The 19,729-nt window shown below is 64.1% G+C and carries 20 protein-coding genes; 13 read left to right on the forward strand and 7 right to left on the reverse strand.

All coding sequences use genetic code 11. The annotated features are described in order from the left end of the window. Positions 1–89 precede the first annotated feature (89 nt). Positions 90–653 carry an HdeD family acid-resistance protein gene (locus tag HUN39_RS06390; protein WP_175093623.1) on the reverse strand — a complete coding sequence of 188 codons (564 nt, stop codon included), beginning with the start codon at positions 651–653 and terminating at the stop codon, positions 90–92. 198 nt (positions 654–851) lie between these two features. Here HUN39_RS06390 and HUN39_RS06395 point away from each other — a divergent pair, with 198 nt between their 5' ends. Further along, positions 852–1,523: a YggS family pyridoxal phosphate-dependent enzyme gene (locus HUN39_RS06395; RefSeq protein ID WP_175093624.1), complete on the forward strand. Its 672-nt coding sequence runs from the start codon at positions 852–854 to the stop codon at positions 1,521–1,523. A gap of 48 nt (positions 1,524–1,571) precedes the next feature. On the opposite strand, the gene HUN39_RS06400 is transcribed toward HUN39_RS06395, so the two are convergent. Then, positions 1,572–2,102, reverse strand: a complete 531-nt coding sequence (locus HUN39_RS06400) for a L,D-transpeptidase family protein (protein WP_232365948.1) — start codon at positions 2,100–2,102, stop codon at positions 1,572–1,574. Positions 2,103–2,198: 96 nt separating this feature from the next. Between HUN39_RS06400 and HUN39_RS06405 the strand changes: the two genes are divergently transcribed. From HUN39_RS06405 to HUN39_RS06425, 5 genes are all read left to right on the forward strand, one after another. Then, on the forward strand, positions 2,199–2,831 hold the full coding sequence (locus HUN39_RS06405; RefSeq protein WP_175093626.1) for a winged helix-turn-helix domain-containing protein: 633 nt from the start codon (positions 2,199–2,201) through the stop codon (positions 2,829–2,831). 72 nt (positions 2,832–2,903) lie between these two features. After that, the gene (locus tag HUN39_RS06410) at positions 2,904–3,374 is read left to right on the forward strand and encodes a cyclic nucleotide-binding domain-containing protein (protein WP_175093627.1); all 471 of its coding nucleotides are present in this window, start codon (positions 2,904–2,906) and stop codon (positions 3,372–3,374) included. A 134-nt stretch (positions 3,375–3,508) separates the two neighbouring features. Next, the gene (locus HUN39_RS06415; RefSeq protein ID WP_175093628.1) at positions 3,509–3,961 is read left to right on the forward strand and encodes a hypothetical protein; all 453 of its coding nucleotides are present in this window, start codon (positions 3,509–3,511) and stop codon (positions 3,959–3,961) included. A gap of 135 nt (positions 3,962–4,096) precedes the next feature. Further along, positions 4,097–5,737, forward strand: coding sequence for an alpha-D-glucose phosphate-specific phosphoglucomutase (locus HUN39_RS06420; protein WP_175093629.1), 1,641 nt, complete (start codon positions 4,097–4,099; stop codon positions 5,735–5,737). Positions 5,738–5,768: 31 nt separating this feature from the next. Beyond that, positions 5,769–7,127 carry a DUF3422 family protein gene (locus tag HUN39_RS06425; RefSeq protein WP_332310729.1) on the forward strand — a complete coding sequence of 453 codons (1,359 nt, stop codon included), beginning with the start codon at positions 5,769–5,771 and terminating at the stop codon, positions 7,125–7,127. A gap of 15 nt (positions 7,128–7,142) precedes the next feature. Here the strand turns inward: HUN39_RS06425 and HUN39_RS06430 are convergent, their stop codons facing one another. Beyond that, on the reverse strand, positions 7,143–7,400 hold the full coding sequence (locus HUN39_RS06430; RefSeq protein WP_029648658.1) for an exodeoxyribonuclease VII small subunit: 258 nt from the start codon (positions 7,398–7,400) through the stop codon (positions 7,143–7,145). Between the two features lie 33 nt (positions 7,401–7,433). Next, complete coding sequence (locus HUN39_RS06435) at positions 7,434–8,861, reverse strand: cation diffusion facilitator family transporter (protein ID WP_175093630.1); 1,428 nt, start codon at positions 8,859–8,861, stop codon at positions 7,434–7,436. Positions 8,862–8,962: 101 nt separating this feature from the next. Here HUN39_RS06435 and HUN39_RS06440 point away from each other — a divergent pair, with 101 nt between their 5' ends. From HUN39_RS06440 to HUN39_RS06450, 3 genes are all read left to right on the forward strand, one after another. Beyond that, positions 8,963–9,403: a VOC family protein gene (locus HUN39_RS06440; protein ID WP_175093631.1), complete on the forward strand. Its 441-nt coding sequence runs from the start codon at positions 8,963–8,965 to the stop codon at positions 9,401–9,403. Between the two features lie 432 nt (positions 9,404–9,835). Then, the gene (locus tag HUN39_RS06445; RefSeq protein ID WP_232365949.1) at positions 9,836–10,195 is read left to right on the forward strand and encodes a hypothetical protein; all 360 of its coding nucleotides are present in this window, start codon (positions 9,836–9,838) and stop codon (positions 10,193–10,195) included. A 108-nt stretch (positions 10,196–10,303) separates the two neighbouring features. Beyond that, positions 10,304–10,945: a DedA family protein gene (locus HUN39_RS06450; protein WP_175093633.1), complete on the forward strand. Its 642-nt coding sequence runs from the start codon at positions 10,304–10,306 to the stop codon at positions 10,943–10,945. Positions 10,946–10,978: 33 nt separating this feature from the next. On the opposite strand, the gene HUN39_RS06455 is transcribed toward HUN39_RS06450, so the two are convergent. Continuing rightward, the gene (locus HUN39_RS06455) at positions 10,979–11,470 is read right to left on the reverse strand and encodes a DUF2244 domain-containing protein (RefSeq protein WP_175093634.1); all 492 of its coding nucleotides are present in this window, start codon (positions 11,468–11,470) and stop codon (positions 10,979–10,981) included. 48 nt (positions 11,471–11,518) lie between these two features. On the opposite strand from HUN39_RS06455, the gene nth reads away from it, so the two are divergent. Next, positions 11,519–12,223 carry an endonuclease III gene (gene nth / locus HUN39_RS06460; RefSeq protein ID WP_175093635.1) on the forward strand — a complete coding sequence of 235 codons (705 nt, stop codon included), beginning with the start codon at positions 11,519–11,521 and terminating at the stop codon, positions 12,221–12,223. A 297-nt stretch (positions 12,224–12,520) separates the two neighbouring features. Here nth and HUN39_RS06465 read toward each other — a convergent pair whose 3' ends face one another. Continuing rightward, positions 12,521–13,033, reverse strand: a complete 513-nt coding sequence (locus HUN39_RS06465; protein ID WP_175093636.1) for a hypothetical protein — start codon at positions 13,031–13,033, stop codon at positions 12,521–12,523. Between the two features lie 113 nt (positions 13,034–13,146). After that, positions 13,147–13,995, reverse strand: coding sequence for an ATP-binding protein (locus HUN39_RS06470; RefSeq protein ID WP_175093637.1), 849 nt, complete (start codon positions 13,993–13,995; stop codon positions 13,147–13,149). A 294-nt stretch (positions 13,996–14,289) separates the two neighbouring features. Between HUN39_RS06470 and HUN39_RS06475 the strand changes: the two genes are divergently transcribed. From HUN39_RS06475 to argJ, 3 genes are all read left to right on the forward strand, one after another. After that, the gene (locus HUN39_RS06475) at positions 14,290–17,247 is read left to right on the forward strand and encodes a bifunctional [glutamine synthetase] adenylyltransferase/[glutamine synthetase]-adenylyl-L-tyrosine phosphorylase (protein ID WP_175093638.1); all 2,958 of its coding nucleotides are present in this window, start codon (positions 14,290–14,292) and stop codon (positions 17,245–17,247) included. A gap of 125 nt (positions 17,248–17,372) precedes the next feature. After that, positions 17,373–18,275 (forward strand): peptidylprolyl isomerase, encoded by a 903-nt coding sequence (locus tag HUN39_RS06480; protein ID WP_175093639.1) that lies wholly within the window; start codon positions 17,373–17,375, stop codon positions 18,273–18,275. 203 nt (positions 18,276–18,478) lie between these two features. After that, the gene (gene argJ / locus HUN39_RS06485; RefSeq protein ID WP_175093640.1) at positions 18,479–19,726 is read left to right on the forward strand and encodes a bifunctional glutamate N-acetyltransferase/amino-acid acetyltransferase ArgJ; all 1,248 of its coding nucleotides are present in this window, start codon (positions 18,479–18,481) and stop codon (positions 19,724–19,726) included. Positions 19,727–19,729 lie beyond the last annotated feature (3 nt).

The following is a 19,729-nucleotide window of genomic DNA, read 5'->3' on the forward strand; positions in this document are numbered from 1 at the left end:
TCCGGGCGATGTCAAAGGCAGGAGCCATTCGCAGAGCCCCGAAAAAGCTCGGGGGCCGCAAGCACGGCCCCCGACAGTTCCCCATGAACTCACGCCTTCGCCGAAAGCCCGACGGTGATCCAGCTGACGCCCTCGAAGATCAGATTGATCGCGAGGAAGAGGCCAAGGATGTAGAGGCCCGACATCGGCCACTGGGCCAGGATCATTCCGCCCAACACGATGCTGATCACGCCCGAGAACGCCACGAGGCCCCAGGGGCCGACATCGCGGATGTGCCAGGCGAGGATCAGTTTGAACAGCCCGGCGACCACCAGCGCGACGCCGATGATCGCCGTCAGCGACACCGCCGCGAGCAAAGGATCGCGGAAGACCAGAAAGCCCGCGACGATCGTGATGACACCGATCGCGCCCCAGAGCAGCGCCCTGGTCCAGGGCCGGATCTGAACGGCGGTAATGATCTCCATTGCGCCGGCGACGAGCATCGCCGCGCCGACATAGAACACGGTCACGAGCGTGGCGGTCGTCACGTCGTAGAGCGCAAATAGTCCACCGGCGAGCATGAGCGCGCCGAGCGCGACGATCCATCCCCATTTGCGGCGCAGATGATGCAAATGCATCGCGCGCCCGTCGTAAATCAGGCTGTCATTGACCATATCGGCCTCCAATTTAGTAGGAACAATCATTGGTAGGCGGGACGCGTTTCTCAATGATGAACGTTGCGACGATACCGCCCCTCGCCCGGCCCCTCGCCCGCCGGAAGCTTAACGCGCCGGACTGCACGAAGTTCCGCGCTGCGAAGGCGTAAAAGATTCGGCGCTTGACCCGGCCGCCGAAATCGCGATTTTCGCGCCATGGGAGCCGCCGATCGCCTCGAATCGACACGCGAAGCGATTCGCCGCGCTGCGCTCGACTGCGGGCGCGATCCGGCCTCGGTCACGCTCATTTGCGTCACCAAGACCTTTCCGGCCAAGGACGTGGCGCCGCTGCTGGAAGCGGGCCATCGCGTCTTCGGGGAAAACCGCGTGCAGGAGGCTTTGTCGAAGTGGCCGGCGCTGCGCGAAAAATATCCGAACATCGAATTGCATCTCATCGGCCCGCTGCAGTCGAATAAGGCGCGCGAGGCGGTCGAGCTCTTCGACGTCATAGAGAGCGTCGACCGCGAAAAGATCGCCAAGGCGCTGTCCGAGGAAATCGCCAGGACGGGCAAGCGCCCGCGGCTGTTCGTGCAGGTCAACACTGGCGCCGAGCCGCAAAAGGCCGGCGTTCTGCCCGAAAGCGCCGACAGCTTTCTGGCCGCCTGTCGCGACGTTTATGGATTGAAAATCGAGGGGCTGATGTGCGTGCCGCCCGTGGGCGAACAGGCGTCTCCGCATTTTGCGCTGCTCGCCGACATAGCCGCGCGCAACGGAATCGCCGAACTCTCCATGGGCATGAGTTCGGATTTCGAACTCGCGATCCAGTTAGGGGCGACCTATGTCCGGGTCGGCTCGGCGATCATGGGCGAGCGCGACTATCCGGCGTGAGACGGCGGCCCCTCCCAAACTCGCGCGGATGATGGCGGGCGGTCAGCGCTATCCGATCAACAGCGCGACCTTGCGTCCCAGCCGCGGCAGCAGCCGCGCCATGTCGCGGGCGCGCAATGCGACGCAGCCGGCGGTCGGGGAAAGATCATCCGTGGCGATGTGAAAGAAAATTGCGCTGCCGCGACCGCACACCCGAGGACGAAGATTGTAGCCTATGACGCCGACGGCGTCATAGAGCGCGTCCTTGCGCCACATCTCCTCATGGCCGAGGCGCGACGGCGCCCGCAGCGGTTTGTTATAGAGAAAGGCGCGCGGATCGTCGCACCAGAGGTCGCCCGGCCGCGTGCGCCGCCATGGCAGGCGCAGGGGCGCGGGCGCGCGCAGGTAAAAATGGAGGAGCGGCCAGCGGCCGGCCGGGCTCGCGCCGTCGCCTTCGCGCTTGTTGCGCGCAACGCCGCTGCGGCCGAGCGCGCAAGGAAGAACGAGCGAGCCGGCGATCAGCCTTCCCTCATGCGGGCGGCCGCCGATGCGCCGCGCGACGCGCAGCAAGGCCAGTCCGGCAGGTTTCGTCCGGTTCATTCGGCGATGCATGATGCGTTATATGCGCCGCTCGCCGGCGCGTCTGACGGCCTATAGCAGGAATATTCTCTTCGAAGCGAGGAGCGACCCCGGCCGATGTTCTTTCCGCGCGCTCTGATCATCGCCGCCGAACCCCAGTTGCGGGCGACGCTCGTCGAGCAATTCGCCGCGCTCGGCCGCTATGCGCTGCGCGACGACCAGCTCGGCGCGCCGGGAGAAGATTGGCCGGATGCGGCGATCTTGGACGAATCCCATTACGACCCTGAGGCGCTTGCCGACGCGCGCGCGCGCGGCTGCAGGACCCGTGTCGTGCTCATCACGGATGGGCCGAAATCGCCGCCGCCAGGGGTCGACGCCGTCGTTACGCGTCCTTTCCGCTTTGCGGAATTGGTCGCGCTGATAGATTCCACGCCTTCTCGGGCGGCTGTCGGGCCCTATCATTTCGAGGCCGGCGAACTGCGGGCGCCTTCTGGCGCGCGCTTGAAGCTGACCGAAAAGGAGACGGCGATACTCGCGAGGCTGGCGCGCGCACACGGCGCGACGGTGTCTCGCGCGGCGCTGCTGCGCGATGTGTGGGGCTACGGTCCGAATATGTCGACCCGTACGCTCGAAACGCACATTCACCGTCTGAGACGCAAACTCGAGCCATCGCCCGAACAGCCGCGCTGGCTCAAAACGGAACGCGACGGATACCGGCTCGCCGCCAGCGAAGAGGACCCCGCGTCTTAACGCTTACGCCACGCTTACGCCGCGCCGCCGGCGCATATAGAGATAGCGTGGGGGACGCCGAACAAAAGTGACATGACGCTGGACGACGATATCGACAATCTCGCGCGCATCCCTCTCTTTTCGATCTTCGAGCCGAACGCCCTGCATATGCTCGCGCTTTCTGCAGAAACGCGCCTGCTGCGAGCCGGCGACGTCCTGTTTCGACGCGGCGAAATGTCGGACGGAGGCTATGTGCTCACCCTGGGGTCGATCGCGCTGACCGCCGAAAACGACGGACGTCCTCAGTCGAAGATCGTCCGGCCCTGGACGCTGATCGGCGAAACCGCCCTCCTCGCGGCCTCAACGCGCCCCGCCGCCGCGATCGCGCAGGAGCCGGCCACGGCGCTTAAGATCTTGCGGCCATTGTTTCATTTGATTTTGGAGCAGCATCCGGCGACCGCCGCTCGCGTGCGCGATTTCTTTCGTTGCAGGCTTTTGGATTTCATCCACGATATCGGCGCCGAGGCGTCGGCCACTGACAGCGACGTTGGGCGCTTAACGTAAACGCCAAAAAAAGTCACGTTTCAGCCTCTCGCAGCGGATCAATTTCCGCCTAACTAAGTTGTTATTACGGCGTGAGCTCCAGGGGAGTTTGCGGCGCAGCGCGGCAGGACGCCGCGCCAGGAGGAGGATGAACGATGCGAAAAGGCCTGAAATTGGCGCTGTCCGGCGCGCTCTGCAGCGCGACATTGGCGGCCGCCGTTCCGGAAGCGATCGCCGGGCCGATGAGCGCGCCCGATCGGTCAATTGTCGCACCTTCGAGCCCGGTCGAAAATGTTTGGTATCGTCGCGGCTGGGGCTATCGCGGCGGCTGGGGCCGGCGCTACGGCTACCGGCGCGGCTATTACAACCCCGGCGGCGCCATCGCCGCGGGCGTGGGCCTCGGGCTGCTCGGCGCCGGCCTCGCGGCCTCAAGCGGTTATGGCGGCTATTATGGCTACCCCTATGGCTACGGCTATGGCTATTACCCGACCGCCTACAGCGGATGGGGAGACCCCTATGCCGGCTGGGGCGGCTGGGGCGGCGGCTGGGGCGGCGGCTGGGGTGGAGGCTGGGGCGGCGGCGGCTGGGGCGGCGGCTGGGGCTGGTAAGCTCAACATTTCTCCAGGCAGTCTGAACGGCGGCGCGGGACTCGCGCCGCCTTTTTGCCGTTGCCGGAGACGAATTGTAGAAGCGGACGCCGCGTCCCCGCGGCGCCGACCAACACGCGAGGCCACCGCTCCAAAATGGGGAATTCACAGGCGACCACGATCGCAACGACGCCCTTCGCCGATCAACGCCCGGGCACATCCGGCCTGCGCAAGAAAGTCGAGGTCTTCAAGCAGCGCCACTATCTTGAAAACTTCATTCAATCGATTTTCGACAGTCTGGAGGGATATCAGGGCGCAACGCTCGTCGTCGGCGGCGACGGCCGCTATTACAACCGCGAGGCGATTCAAAAGATCCTGAAGATCGCCGCCGCCAACGGCGTCGGCCGCATCGTCATCGGACAAAGCGGCATATTGTCCACGCCTGCGGCCTCGGCGCTCATTCGCGCGCTCATGGCCTTCGGCGGAATCGTGCTGTCCGCCAGCCACAACCCTGGCGGCCCGCACGGCGACTTCGGCGTCAAATACAATGTCGCGAATGGCGGTCCGGCGCCCGAGAAGGTGACGGACGCGATCTACGCGCGCACGCGCGAAATCACGTCGTTCAGGATCGTCGAAGCCCAGGACGTCGATATCGACAGGCTCGGCAAAACGCGCGTCGGCGACATGCGCGTCGATGTCGTCGACAGCGTCGTGAATTACAAAGCGCTCATGCAGACGCTCTTCGACTTCGATCGCATCCGCGACGCTTTTCGGTCAGGCTTCACCTTCACCTTCGACGCCATGTCGGCCGTCACCGGCCCCTATGCGCGCGCGCTGTTCGAAGAGGAGCTCGGGGCGCGGCCGGGCAGCGTCATCAATGCGACGCCGCTGCCCGATTTCGGCGGCCATCATCCCGACCCCAATCTCGTCCACGCTAGGCATCTTTATGATCTCGCCATGTCGGACGCCGCGCCAGATCTTTGCGCCGCGTCGGACGGCGACGGCGACCGAAATCTCATCATCGGCCGCGGCCGTTTCGTCACGCCCTCGGACAGTCTCGCGATCCTTGCCGCCAACGCCACAATCGCGCCGGGCTATCGCAAGGGGATCGCAGGAATTGCGCGATCGATGCCGACAAGCGCCGCCGCCGACCGCGTCGCGGAAAGGCTCGGCGTCCCGCTCTACGAGACGCCGACGGGATGGAAATATTTCGGCAATCTGCTCGACGCCGGTCTCGTGACTATCTGCGGCGAGGAAAGCGCCGGCGCCGGCTCCGACCATGTGCGCGAGAAGGATGGGCTATGGGCGGTGCTGTTCTGGCTCGACATCCTCGCGGCGCGCAAGGAGAGCGTCGACGCCATCGTCCGACAACATTGGACGACCTATGGACGCAATTATTATTCGCGTCACGACTATGAGGAAGTCGCGAGCGACGGCGCCCATGCGCTGATCGACGCGTTACGCCAACGTCTGCCGACTCTCAAGGGCCAATATCTCGGCGGCCTTGAGGTCGCGACGGCCGACGACTTCGCCTATCACGATCCGGTGGACGGCTCGGACTCGCAGCATCAGGGCTTGCGGGTGATCTTCGCCGACGGCTCGCGGATCGTTTACCGGCTATCGGGCACCGGCACGGCCGGCGCGACGCTGCGGGTTTATGTCGAGCGCTACGAACCCGATCCCGCGCGGCAGCATATGGAGACTCAGGCGGCGCTCGCCGATCTCGTAAACCTGTCGCGCGAAATTGCCGCCATCGAACGCTATACGCAGCGCGCTGCGCCAAGCGTGATCACCTGAGCCCCCAGGCCGGTGAATAGGATTCAGTCGCGTGAACGATGCACCCCTCCAATGCGAGCCGAGAGACGCAATGGAAATCAGCGAAGACGAACCCAAGACTCTCAGCGAGCATCCGTTCCGCGAAGCGGTTCTCGCGGAGCTGCACGCGCGGCCGTTCCTGCCGCTCGACGCGCCCCGGCGCGTCTATCACTACGCCTTCGCCACGGACCATGAAGCGGCGGCCGCCGATCGTGAAGCGATCGGCGCGCTCGCGCTCGCGCATGGCGTGCTGGCGCCGGATCCGGGCGCGCGGTTCCACTACTTTATCTTTGGCGACTGGCGGCTTCGCTGGGAGCAACATAGCGAATTCACCACCTACAGCTGGTCGACTGGCGTCGGCGCCGATATCCCCTTCGCGCATGCCGATCCGTTCAAAGCGGGCGAAATCTCCTTTAAGCCGCCGGGAGTTCTCATCGTCGCGACGCAGCTCTGCGTCGTCGACGGCGCGCGATCGGTCGAAGAGCTTGCATCCTATTTCAATTCGCAGAGTCTGTGCGTCGTCTGCGTCGAAGATCGCGACGCGCAGGTTCTGACCGACTTCGCCGTCGACGCCTATGGCTTTACGCGCATGCTGATCCGCGGAAAGGCGCTGCCGCGTTTCGAAGCCGGCCGTCTCGCGCAGCGCGTCCTCGAGATCGAAACTTATCGCACGATGGCGCTGCTCGGGCTGCCGCTCGCGCGGCAAGTGTCGCCGCAACTCGCCAACATGGAGCGAGAGCTTTCGGGCATCACCGAAGCGCTGAACGAAGCGCATGATATGCGCGTCAATTACCTTTTGCTGAAACGGCTCTCGGACCTGCTCGCGAGCGGTCAGGCGCTATCGACGCGCACGGCCTTCCGTTTCGACGCGAGCCGCGCCTATCGCGCGCTGGTGAAGAACCGGCTCTCCCAGCTGCAGGAACGGCGCGAAGGACAATATGTGACGATTTCGGATTTTCTCAATGCGCGCCTTGATCCAGCGATCGAAACCTGCAACGCCGTCGAGGCGCGCCAGACCCGCTTTTCGGCGCAGGTCGAGCGGGCGACCGATCTGATGCGCACCGGCATCACGCTGGAAATGGAGCGGCAGAACAGCGCGCTGCTTGAAGAGATGAACCGCCGCACGCGTTTGCAGATGCGGCTCAACCGCATCGTGCAAGGAATCACGATCGCCGGGCTCGCCTATTTTCTCACCGGACTCTTCAGCTTTGTCGCTAAGGGGCTCAAGGCCGCTGGCGCTCTGCCGCCGCAGGTTTCCGCCGATCTCGTCGCCGCCCTCGCGATGCCGATCGCGGTGCTCATCGCTATCGCGTTCATGGCCCGCGTCCACAGATTGTCGCGAGAGGCGGCGGAGGAGGAACACTTAGATTAACACTTGGATTAACGTCTATTCGACGTCGAAGGGCGCGACTCCTGTCGGCTGGCCGTTCTCGCCAAGCGTGATTTTCTCGATGCGGGCTTCGGCCTCGGCGAGAAGAGCCTCGCAGCGCGCCTGCAGCGCCTTGCCGCGCGCATAGAGCTTCACCGACTCGTCGAGCGAGACGGCGCCTTTCTCCAGGTCGGCGACGATACGCTCGAGCTCCTGCATCGCCTGTTCGAAAGGCAGCGAGGCGATGTCAGCGGCGGCGTCCGACTGCTGTGTCATGGCGTCTCTCATAGACGAAGCGCGCATCCTTGGCTATGCGGCGGTTGAGCGATCGCCGGGCTCGGCGCGGCCGACGATGCGCAGAATCGCCGGAAATTCCTCGCGTGTGCGGCGCTCGATCTCGTCGAGCGCGTCATGGGCGCTTTGCACGGATGCGGCCGCGTCCAGACGGCAGCGGAAGTTGACGACGATGCCTCCGGCGGTTTCGCGGACTCGTACGTCCCGCACTTGCGCCGGCGGTCGGGTCTGAGCGGCGACGCGCGCAAGCGCCGTTTCAATCGCGCAGGCAAGCCCGGGATCGGCGACCTGCGCCGCGAGCAATTGCAGCTCGAGCGGCTCGATATGCGTGTCGACTTCGGCGTCGGCGCCAAATTCGTCGCGCAGCGCGCTCTCGAAGTCGGCGGCGATCGCATGCGCGCGGCCGAGCGGCATCGCGCCATCGAGTTCGACGTCGACGCCGATCGATAGTCTGCCCTCGATCTGCTGGGCGATGACATGATGGGCGTGAATGTGGCGACGCGCCCCAACCAGCAGGATGCGTTCCGCGATCGTTTCGTCGTCAAGCGCCCGCGGCTCGATCGACAGCGTGACCCGGGCGCGCGGCGTGACTGTGGCGATCGCTTCGGCGACGGCCGATTTGATGCGCGCCGCCTGCTCGACGCGCAAGCCGCGCGAAACGCCGATCGTCGCTTCGCCGATGATGTCAGGGCCAATCGTGCGCAGCCGCAGCGAATCGATCGCGATGACGCCCGGCACGTCGACGATCGCCCTCTCGAGATGCGGCGCCACTTCGCGTGGCGCAGCGTCGAGCAGAGTGTCGATCGTGCGACGGCCCAGCCGAAAACCCGCGATGGCGATGAAAGCGGCCACGCCCAAGGCGGCGAGCGCGTCGCCGCGCTCAAACCCATAATGCGCCGCAATGAGTCCGAGCAGCACCAGCGCCGATGACACCAGATCGCTCGAAAAATGCAGCGCGTCGGCGGCCAGAGCGTCGCTGCCCTCTTCCTTTGCGATCCGCCGCAACTGCCGCGAGCGCACGAAATCGACGACGATCGAGACGACCAGAACGCCATAGATCGGCCAGCCGGCGTCGATCACGACATCCGTTTCCTGCAACCGCCTCCAGGCTTCGCCGACGATGAACAAGGCGAGGCCGAAGAGGAAGCCGGTTTGGATCAGCGCGGCCAGCGCCTCATATTTGCCATGGCCATAGTGATGTTCCTCGTCCGCCGGCTTCTCTGCTTCGCGCACTGCAAAGAAAGTCAGCACTGTCGCGCCGGTGTCCACGAAGGCGTGCCCGGACTCGGACAGAAGCGCGAGCGAGCCAGACCACAGACCGGCTGCGAGTTTCGCCGCCGCGAGCAAAGCGCTGGCGGCGATCGAGGCCTTCGCGGCCGCCAGCTTGACGCTGGTCGCCGCTCGCGGAAGAGCATTCGTCTCGGTCAACTCAATACGCACCATGTTTTGGGAGCGCCAGCGCTCTAGCAGGCGCCCGGCGTGGGTGCAAATCCGCGCCCGCGAAACGCTATTATTATGGCGGACGCATCAGATAGGAGCCGCATATGAGATTTCTGCACACCATGATCCGAGTCGGCGACCTCGACCGCGCGCTAGCGTTTTTTTGCGGCGCGCTTGGACTACAGGAGGTGCGCCGCACCCAGAACGAAAAGGCGCGCTATACGCTCGTCTATCTCGCCGCGCCCGAGGATGCCGCGCAAGCCAAGGAAAACAACGCGCCGACAATCGAACTCACCCATAACTGGGACGAACACACATATGCCGGCGGGCGGAATTTCGGTCACCTCGCCTTCGCCGTTGAGAATATTTACGAAGTCTGCGCGCGACTGCAGGCGGCGGGCGTGACGATCAATCGGCCGCCGCGCGACGGCCATATGGCCTTCGTGCAAACGCCGGATTCGATCTCCATCGAGTTGTTGCAGAAGGGCGCGCCGCTGCCGCCAACGGAACCCTGGGCTTCGGCGCCCAACATTGGCGCTTGGTGAGGATTCCGCGGCGCCGCGTGATCTTTTGCGCCGCAGCTACGAATTTTTTAGCTGCTCGGAACCATTGCTCTAGCCACGAGTTGAGTCAGAGGTCGTGCTGTGGCCTCAGCTCGGCTGATCATTATGTTGTTGATATGCTGGCGAACTTCGTCGCGAAGCTGTCACGGCTTTCAGTTAGAAGGCAGCAGCGCACGGCATGGGGAGCGAACGTCTCTCGGCTCTTGCGCCGACAGCCTTGTTCGCCGGGCTTGAGAGATCCCATCCGATCGTCGGATGCGGAATTTTTTCAGCACTCATACAGATAACGTTCAGCTTGACTGGATAGCTTGGCGGAAGCGAACGCGCCGAACGGCGCGAGGGAACTGATGTCGCGGAGACACCGCGGCCAACAAAGGGTTCCAAAACATGGAACGTTCAAGGGCGGAGGTCGTCATGGTCATCGTAGATCTGATCAATTCCTGCTCGAACGACAAGGTGGCGCATGCCGCCTTGGCATGCATTGGCGGCGGCTTCGCCGAGCGCGTGCGCGCCGCGGCTGAGGAGAAAGGCGTCAGCGTTGGCAGATTCGTCGCGCTGGCGGTGCGTGATTTCGCGAGCCGCTCGGATGAAGCCGCGCAAGAGGCGCTTCGGGCCAAGGTTGTCCGCGACGACCAGCCTCTGCTCAGAGGATTGCGTGAGGTCCTGCAAGTGGCGCTGGAGCGCCACCCCTTCTTCGTCGACAGCGAGGCCATGGCGGTGACGCCGCCCTACGCCTTCAGCGCCGCGCGCGAGAATGCGCTGCAATATCACTGACCCTGTCCGATCGACGTTTTTGAATGGCGGCCTCGCTTCGGCGACGTCGCCATTTGCGCGTTTAGGCCTACATGAGAGTCGCGGAAGCCGACACTTTCTGGGCCATGGATGACGCATTTTCTCGACCAGGCGCAGATCGCCGCGATCCTTTCGACCTACGGCTATTGGGCGATCTTTATCGTCGTGGCCCTGGAAAGCGCCGGCATTCCGCTGCCCGGCGAAACCATGCTGGTCGGCGCGGCAATTTACGCGCGGCTCTCCGGAGCGATCGCCATCGAGAATATTGTCGTGGCGGCCGCTGCGGGCGCGATCGTCGGCGACAATGTCGGCTATTGGCTGGGGCGGGAGTATGGAACGAAGCTTCTCGAACGCTACGGCCATCATGTCGGGCTCGGGCCCGAAAAGCTGCGCCTGGGCCAATATCTCTTCTATCGTTGGGGCGGCGCGATCGTCTTTTTCGGCCGCTTCATCGCGTTGCTGCGCATTCTCGCGGCCTCGCTCGCAGGCGCAAACCATCTGCCGCCTGGCCATTTCTTCATCTATAACGCGACGGGCGGCGTCGTTTGGGCGTGCGTATTCGGCTTTGGCGCTTATTACCTTACGGCCGGCTTCGAAAAAATCGAAGGTCCTATCGCGATGGCCCTCGCCGGCGGGCTCGTCATCGGGCTGTTTGTGCTTTGGCGCTACTATAAGCGGCACGAGGCGCGGCTGATGCGGGAAGCCGACGCTATGTTGAGCCAGCGACGATAGATCTTGCCGCTTTTGGGCGGAATGGAGCGCGTTCTAGCCGAAACGGGTTCCCATGCGCGCGTCGATGAGCGCGCGGTTGAGTTCTCGCGCCAGCTCCGCTTTCTGATCCGGCCCCAAAAAGGCGCCGATCTCAATGCATTCGCCGCGCGAGATCAGGGCCACCCGCTCTGTCCCGAATTCTTCGTGGATCGTTTGCTCAAGCCGCACCCAGGAAGGGTTGAAGCGCCATTCCTTTCGTTGTCCGCGCGCGCCGATTTGCGCGAAAACGAGCTCCAGCGGCGTGAGGTCGAGCGTCTCATGACTGCGGGCGGCGCGGAAGCTGACGCGGAAGGCGAGATAGAGACCAACCGCATCGAGGCCCATGAAGCCGGCGACGGGCCAGGCGCCCATGAAGAAGAACGGCAGCGCGAACAGGACCTGTCCGAAACAGAAAATCATGATGAAAAGATAGAAGGCGTGCGGCGTCATCGACCGATGCGGCGTCAGCCGCGCTGCGTAAATTTTCCGCTCGAAGGGGTCGGACATTTCTCCTGCCGGCTTTGTCCCTCAGATTCTAAAAGTTATAACGCGCCCATGGCGGAAACAAACAGTCAGCGCGCGCGCGTCACGAAAAAACCGCGAGCCGGTGGGCGGCGGCCGGCGGCCGCTGAAGCGGCGCGCATCGAAGAGATATTTGCGCGTCTCGCAGCCGCAAATCCTGAACCCAAGACCGAACTCGGTTACAAAAACCCCTTCACGCTGCTCGTCGCCGTCGTGCTGTCCGCACAAGCGACGGATGCTGGGGTCAACAAGGCGACTCCGGCGCTCTTCGTGCAGGCCGACACGCCCGCCAAGATGGCGACGCTTGGCGAAGAGCGCGTGCGCGACCTGATCAAAACGATCGGCCTCTACCGCGCCAAGGCGAAAAATATCGTCGCCCTGTCGCGATTGCTGGTCGAACGGCATGGCGGAGACGTGCCGCGCACGCGCGAGGAATTGACGGCGCTCCCCGGCGTCGGCCGCAAGACCGCGAATGTCGTGCTCAATGTCGCCTTCGGCGAGCCGGTGATCGCCGTCGACACGCATATCTTCCGGGTCTCCAACCGGTTGCCGCTCGCAAGCGGCAAGACGCCAGAAGAGGTCGAAGCGGGGCTGGAACGCATCGTGCCAGGCAAATATCTGCTGCACGCGCATCACTGGCTCATTCTGCACGGTCGCTATGTGTGCAAGGCGCGCAGGCCAGAATGCCCGCGTTGCCTGATCGCCGATCTCTGCCGGTTCAAAGCCAAGACGATTTGATTTTCCGATCCTTCCTGCCCCACGCGGGCGATGAGGACAAAGTCACAGACGCGCGGCGGGCGACGTGGGATTTTTTTGAAATCTAGCCCAAGGGCCGAACGCTGTCGGAGAGGAACCGCGATGAATTACAAAATGGCGATCATCATCATGGGCGGATTGCTGCTTGTCGCCGCCATGATCCCCTACGCCTACCAACCGCGATGCACGACCGCGGAATGCACGCCGGAGCGTCCGTATTAATCCGTCAGACGGCGATCCGAGACGCCTGCCGTGCAGGCGTCTCGCAATGTTCTCGCGTCAATTGACCTGGCAGGTCGACTCATATCTGCCGCAGGCCCGGGCGTCGCCCCTGTCGCAGCTCTGTTTCCAGGTCCGGCAACCCGGCTTTTTCCACGGCTGGCTTTCAAATTCGCTGGATCGTTTACGTACAGGCGCGCAATTATCGGTTTCCGGCACGGGCCGCGTTCCGGGCGGGCAGCCATGCATCGAATGGCCTTCCTCGCCGCGACCCGGCCGCTGTCGTTGGCCGCTGTCGACGCAGAACTTCTGCGAGATGAAGCACGTCACCCTCCCGCCTTCCCGGCAAGACGACGAGGCGGTTTGGTAATGAACATTGCGGCTCCCATAATTGCCTTCGAGCCTTCGAACCTCCACCAGTCCCTTGTTGTTGGCCTTTGAAAGCGCTTCCTCTCTGGAATAGCCGCTGGCCGAAGCCTGCAACACGCCGCAGAAAGCAAAGGCGCTTTCCGAAAGAGAAACCAGCGAGAGGAACATTATGGTCGAGATAAGCGCAATACGTCTGAAGCTCATGCTGCCCCCTTTTCCGCCCCAGCTCAGGCTAAGCCTGACGCGGGACGAAAGCCAGCAAGCGCGAAAATAAAACCGGGCGAAGTCAGGCGTGGACGCGTAAACGCCGGACGATCCTAAGACAATTCTTTGCCCAATCGCCCCGCGAGATCCTGCACGAACTGCCAAGCGACACGGCCGGAACGGCCGCCGCGGGTGATGGACCACTCCAGCGCCTCGGCGCGGATCGTCGCCTCGGGCGCGTTCAGGCCAAAATGGTCGGCGTAGCCGAAGACCATCGCCAGATAGTCGTCCTGGCTGCAATTGTGAAAGCCGATCCAAAGTCCAAAGCGATCGGAGAGCGAGATTTTCTCTTCAATCACCTCGCCTGGGTGGATGGCGGTGGCGCTCTCATTTTCCATCATGTCGCGCGGCAACAAATGGCGGCGATTCGACGTGGCGTAAAACAGCACATTGTCCGGCCGCCCCTCGACGCCGCCTTCGAGAGCGGTCTTGAGCGCCTTGTAGCTCGTCTCCGCGCCGTCGAATGAAAGGTCGTCGCAAAAGACGATGAAGCGGAAGGGCGCCTGCGCCAGCGCGCCGAGCAGCGCGGGCAGCGCTTCAATATCCTCGCGATGGATTTCGATGAGTTTCAGCCCCTTCTCGGCGAGCGCGCCGTGAACCGATTTCACCAGCGAGGATTTGCCCATGCCGCGCGCGCCCCACATGAGCGCGTTGTTGGCGGGAAGCCCCTGCGCGAAGCGGCTGGTGTTGGCGAGAAGCATGTCGCGCTGACGGTCGACTCCCTTGAGCAGCGCCAGATCGACGCGATTGACGCGGCGCACGGGATGGAACGCCTCGCCGGCGGCGCGCCAGACGAACGCCTCGGCGGCGGAGAAGTCGGGCGCCTGCGGCTGCGGCGGCGCCAGGCGCTCCAGCGCCCCGGCGATGCGGGCGAGCAGCTGCGCGACATCCTCTTGCGACATGAAATCTTTCTCATCATTGGCGCCACGCTCCCTCGTCCTTCGACAGGATGAGGGAGCTTGTTGTGCGCTGCTTCACTCAGCATCAAGACCACAATGACGCCGTGAAGCCTGTTCCTTCTGCGGAACCAAGGACCCTCATCCTGAGGGGGCTCCGCAGGAGCCGTCTCGAAGGACGAGGGTCCGGCTCCTTTTTCCGTTGACGATCGCCTGTCGACTCTCAAAGCTGATTTACCGCATAGCCGGATTTATATCCCGGCGCAAAACCGCTCTCGACGCCCTGAAAGGCAAATCAATTTGACGTCGGACGCCAACGCCCTTCTCGACAGCGCCAAGGTCTTCATCGCGCCTCTCGACGCCGAGAAGGCCGAAGCGGCGCTGGCGCGCGTTCTCGAAAAAGACGGCGCGGCCAATGGCGCGCTCGCGGCGCTGTTGCTGGAGCGGCCGAAAGCGCGCGATCTGCTGCTCGGCGTGTTCGGCGCCTCGACCTATCTGACCGACCTTGCCGCCCGCGATCCGGCGCGGCTCGCGCGCATCCTCACCAGCGATCCCGCGCAGCGTGTCGAGGCCCTGATCGAAGAAACGCGAAACATCGAAACCCAAGACGAAGCCGAGCTGATGCGCCTGCTGCGCGTCACCAAGCAAGAAGCCGCGCTCGTGATCGCCCTCGCCGATCTCGCCAAAGTCTGGGACATGCCGGAGGCGACGCGGGCGCTCACCCGGATCGCCGACGCCACGCTTTCCGCCGCCATTCGCTTCACGCTGCGCGCCGCTGCGCTCGCCGGCAAGATCGAACTCGCCGATCAGCGCGACCCGGAACGCGGATCGGGATGGATTTTTCTGGGCATGGGCAAGGGCGGCGCCTTTGAGCTGAACTACTCCTCCGACATCGACCTCATCGTTTTTTTCGACCGCTCGCGGGCGCGCCTCGCCGAACCGTCCGAGGACGTTGATTTCTTCGTCAGACAGACGAAGCGGATCGTGCGGATCATGAGCGAGCGCACGGTCGACGGCTATGTGTTTCGCACCGATTTGCGACTGCGTCCCGATCCGGGCGCGACGCCGATCGCCATCCCGCTCGAAGCGGCGCTGAGCTATTACGAGAGCATGGGCCAGAACTGGGAGCGCGCCGCCTATATCAAGGCGCGGCCGGTCGCGGGCGACATCTTCGCCGGCGAGCAATTCCTGCAGGAGCTCGCGCCCTTTATCTGGCGCAAATATTTCGACTTCGCCGCGATCGCCGACGTCCATTCCATCAAGCGGCAGATTCACGCCCATAAGGGACACGGCAAGGTCGCCGTCGTCGGCCACAACATCAAACTGGGACGCGGCGGCATTCGCGAGATCGAATTTTTCGTGCAGACGCAGCAGCTCATCACCGGCGGCCGCGATCGGCGCCTGCGCGGGCGCTCGACTCTGGCGATGCTCGACCAGCTCGTCGAGAGCGGCTGGGTGGCGCCGCAAGCGCGCGATGATCTGCGCGAAGCCTATCTCTTTCTGCGCGACGTCGAGCATCGCATCCAGATGGTCGCCGACGAGCAGAAACACACGCTGCCGGAAACTGAAGACGGCGTCGCCGTTATCGGCTGTATGATGGGCTTTGCGGGCTACGCCGACTTCGCCGCAGCGCTGCTGAAGCGGCTCGACGTGGTGCAGAGCCATTATGCGAAGCTTTTCGAAAGCGCGCCGCAGCTCACATCAGCGGCCGGCAATCTCGTCTTCACCGGCGACGACGACGATCCGGGGACGATCGAAACGCTCGCGAATATGGGCTTCGCCAGCCCTAAGACGGTGACGGCGACCATTCGCGGCTGGCATTTCGGCCGCTACGCCGCGACGCGTTCGACCGTCGCCCGCGAACGACTGACGGAGCTCACCCCCATCCTGCTCGAAGCCATCGCCGCGACGGAGAACGCCGACGCCGCATTTCTCGCCTTCGACAGGCTCATCTCGAAACTGCCGGCGGGGGTGCAGCTCTTTTCCCTGCTCGTCTCGCAGCCGCGGCTTCTCAAACTCCTCGCCGCGATTACGGGCGCGGCGCCCAAGCTCGCCGAAACGATCTCCTGGCGCCCGCGCGTGCTCGACGCGCTGATGGAGCCCGCCTTTTTCGAGACGGTGCCGACGCAAAGCGAATTGGAGCAGCGCCTCGCCGGGCAATTCGCCGAGGCGCGCTCTTATGAAGACGCGCTCGACCGCGCCCGCATCTTCGGACAGGAGCAGAAATTCCTCATCGGCGTGCGCATTCTGACGGGCTCACTGTCGGTAGCGGAAGCCGGCTTCGCCTATACGCGACTCGCCGAAACGCTGATCGCCCGGCTCTTCGCGCACGTCTGCGAGGAATTCGCCAGGACTCATGGAACGATCGATGGCGGCGCGTGCGCCGTCGTCGCCATGGGCAAGCTCGGCGGATGCGAGATGACGGCCGCGTCCGATCTCGATCTGATGCTGCTCTACGACGCCGACCCGCTGGCGGAATCACAGGGCGGCGGACGGCCGATTTCAACGCAGCAATATTACGGGCGCCTCACGCAGAGGCTGATCAGCGCCCTTTCCGCTCCCACGGCCGAAGGCCTGCTCTATGAGGTGGATTTTCGTTTGCGCCCTTCCGGCAACAGCGGGCCGCTCGCAGTAAGTCTCGCCGCCTTTTCGGATTATCAGGCCAACGAAGCGTGGACATGGGAGCACATGGCCTTGACGCGCGCCCGCGTCGTCGCGGGTCCTGAGCCGTTCACACAACGGGTCGAAGCGGCGATCCGCGTGGCGCTGACGAGTCCTCGCGACGCGCAAAAACTCAAGGACGACGTTTTGTCCATGCGCCGGCGAATAGAAAAGGAAAAGGGCGCGACGAGCCCCTGGGAGGTTAAGCAAGTCCCCGGAGGATTGATCGACATCGAGTTCATCGCGCAATATTTGATGCTGCTGCATGGCCCGCAACATCCTGAGCTTTTTTCAACGAACGCCACGCTCGCCCTGCAGCGTGTCAAAGACGCCGGATTTCTCGACGCAGGCGCGGCGGACGCGCTGGCGGAGGCCTCAAAGCTCTATCAAGGGCTGACGCAATTGCTGCGGCTCGCCATCGACGACGCTTTCCGTCCCGCCGACGCGCCGCGCGGACTAACGGAGCTGCTGCTGCGCGTCGGCGACGCGCCAGATCTTTCCAATCTCGAAGCCCTGCTCGCCGATACGCAGAAGAGAACCCGGGAAATTTTCACGAGCGTCGTCGGAGAGGTCGCCGAGCGCCCGGTTTCGGCGTAGCCGGGAGTTGTCAGAACCGGCTCCTCGGGCATAGATACGCCGGATTCCTCGCGCAGGAGCATTTCCCGCCAGCGGCGACGGCCGCTTTTGTTCAGGGCCGCCCTGGCCTCTTTTTGGAGCACATCATGTCTCACGCCCGCAAGAATGCGCGTTCTCTCGCCCGCGCCGCGCTCGGAGCGACCGCGCTCGCCGCCCTGCTGGCGATGAGCGCCGTCGGCGCGACATCTGCGGTCGCGAAAACCCTCGCCAAGGTCAATGGCGTCGAGATCACCGACGAGGACCTGAAGCTCGCCATGGAGGATCTTGGCGCCGCCATTCCGCGTCAGCTTGAAGGAAAGGCGCGCGAAACCTATGTGCTCGACTTCCTGATCGACGAGCAGCTCGTCGTGCAGAAAGCGCAGGCCGACAAGCTCGCCGAGACGCCGGAATTCGCCAAGAAGCTCGCCTATCTGCGCGACAAGGCGCTGATGGAGACGTTGCTCGGCGACGTCGCCAAGAATGCGGCGACTGAAGCTGCCGTCAAGCAGACCTATGACGAAGCGGCGAAGAACCAGAAGCCCGAAACGGAATATCACGCGCACCACATTCTGGTGCCGACCGAAGAAGAGGCGAAGGCCGCGCTGAAGCGCGTCAAGGCCGGCGAGGATTTCGGCAAAGTCGCGACAGAACTTTCCAAGGACCCCGGCGCCAAGGGTGGCGACCTCGGCTGGTTCACGAAAGACCGCATGGTGCCGGAGTTCGGCGACGCGGCGGCGAAGATGGAGCCGGGTCAGGTCTCCGATCCGATCAAGACGCAATTCGGCTGGCACATCATCAAGCTCGACGAGAAGCGCCCGAAAGTTTTTCCGCCGCTCAATGAGGTGAAGGATCAGGTCGCCCGCTATGTCGTGCAGAAAGCGCAGAGCGAACTCGTCATGAAATTGCGCGAGGGCGCCAAGATCGAACGTTCCGACGCGCCGGCCGAGGGCGCGCCAGGCGCCAAGCCGGCGGCCCCGACGCAAAAGCCGGCTGACGCCAAGAAGAAGTAAGCGCCGAGCCCTTCGCCCTCCCCTTTAATGGGGAGGGTTGAAGCGCGAAGCATTTTCGGGTGGGGGCGCCCCCGCGTGGATGACGGCGCGACTCTCCCCCTCAAGGGGGAGCGTGAATTGCGCGGGTCCGCTTCTCGGCCTTGACGCGGAGCTGTAGCGCCGGGCACATCCGCGCAGGTCCACTCCATTGACAAGGCTCCGCTATGGCTCATAACGCCGCTGTCTCCCCGCTCGCGCCGAAATCCGCGCCCGAAATCCCGCCGCTCGAGGGCGTGCGCTTCGGCGTCGGCGCCGCGGGCGTGCGCTATGCCGGACGCACCGACGTGATGCTGGCGTTGCTCGACGCGCGAACGACGGTCGCGGGCGTCTTCACCAAATCCAAATGTCCCTCGGCGCCGGTGGATTGGTGCCGCGACAAGCTGAAGGGCGGCAAGGCGCGGGCGCTGCTCGTCAATTCCGGAAACGCCAACGCCTTCACCGGCAAGACCGGCGCACAGGCGGTCAAGTTCTCGGCGAAGCTCGCCGCCGCGGCCACCGGCGCGCCCGAGCGCCAGATTTTTCTGGCGTCCACGGGGGTCATCGGCGAACCGCTCGACGCGCATAAATTCGACGGCGTGCTTGAGAAGCTCGCGCAGGAGGCGCGGCCCGACGGCTGGCTGGACGCCGCGCGCGCCATCATGACGACCGACACCTATCCGAAGCTCTCGACCCGAAGAACGACGATCGCCGGCGTCGAAGTGACGATCAGCGGCTTCGCCAAGGGCGCGGGCATGATCGCGCCGGATATGGCGACGATGCTCGCCTTCGTCTTCACCGATGCCGCCATCGGCGCCGAGGCGCTGCAGGCGCTGCTCGAGAGCGGCGTTAAGGGCAGCTTCAACGCCATCACCGTCGACGGCGACACGTCGACGTCAGACACGCTGCTGCTCTTCGCCACCGGCGCAGCGAAGACGCGAGGCGCGCCGAAGATTGAGAAGGCGAGCGACAAGCGGCTGATCGAATTCAAGCGTGCGCTCGACGCCGTGCTGCTCGATCTCGCCCATCAAGTGGTGAGGGACGGCGAGGGCGCGCGCAAATTCGTCGAGGTGACGGTGACGGGCGCCGACAGCGCCAAGGCGGCGAAGCGCGTCGCCTTCTCCATCGCCAATTCGCCGCTTGTGAAGACGGCGATCGCCGGCGAGGACGCCAATTGGGGCCGCATCGTCATGGCCGTCGGCAAGGCCGGCGAGAAAGCCGATCGGGACAAGCTGGCGATCTGGTTCGGCGGCGTGCGCGTCGCCCACAAGGGTCTGCGCGACCCCGACTATGACGAAGCGGAAGTTTCGCAGATCATGAAGCGTGACGACATCGTCATCAACGTCGATCTTGGACTCGGCAAAGGCGCTGCGACCGTGTGGACCTGCGATCTCACCAAGGACTATGTCGCGATCAACGGCGATTACAGGAGCTGATCC

Origin of the sequence: Methylocystis silviterrae, from assembly GCF_013350005.1 — a bacterium.
In the GTDB taxonomy this organism is placed as follows: Bacteria; Pseudomonadota; Alphaproteobacteria; order Rhizobiales; family Beijerinckiaceae; genus Methylocystis; species Methylocystis silviterrae.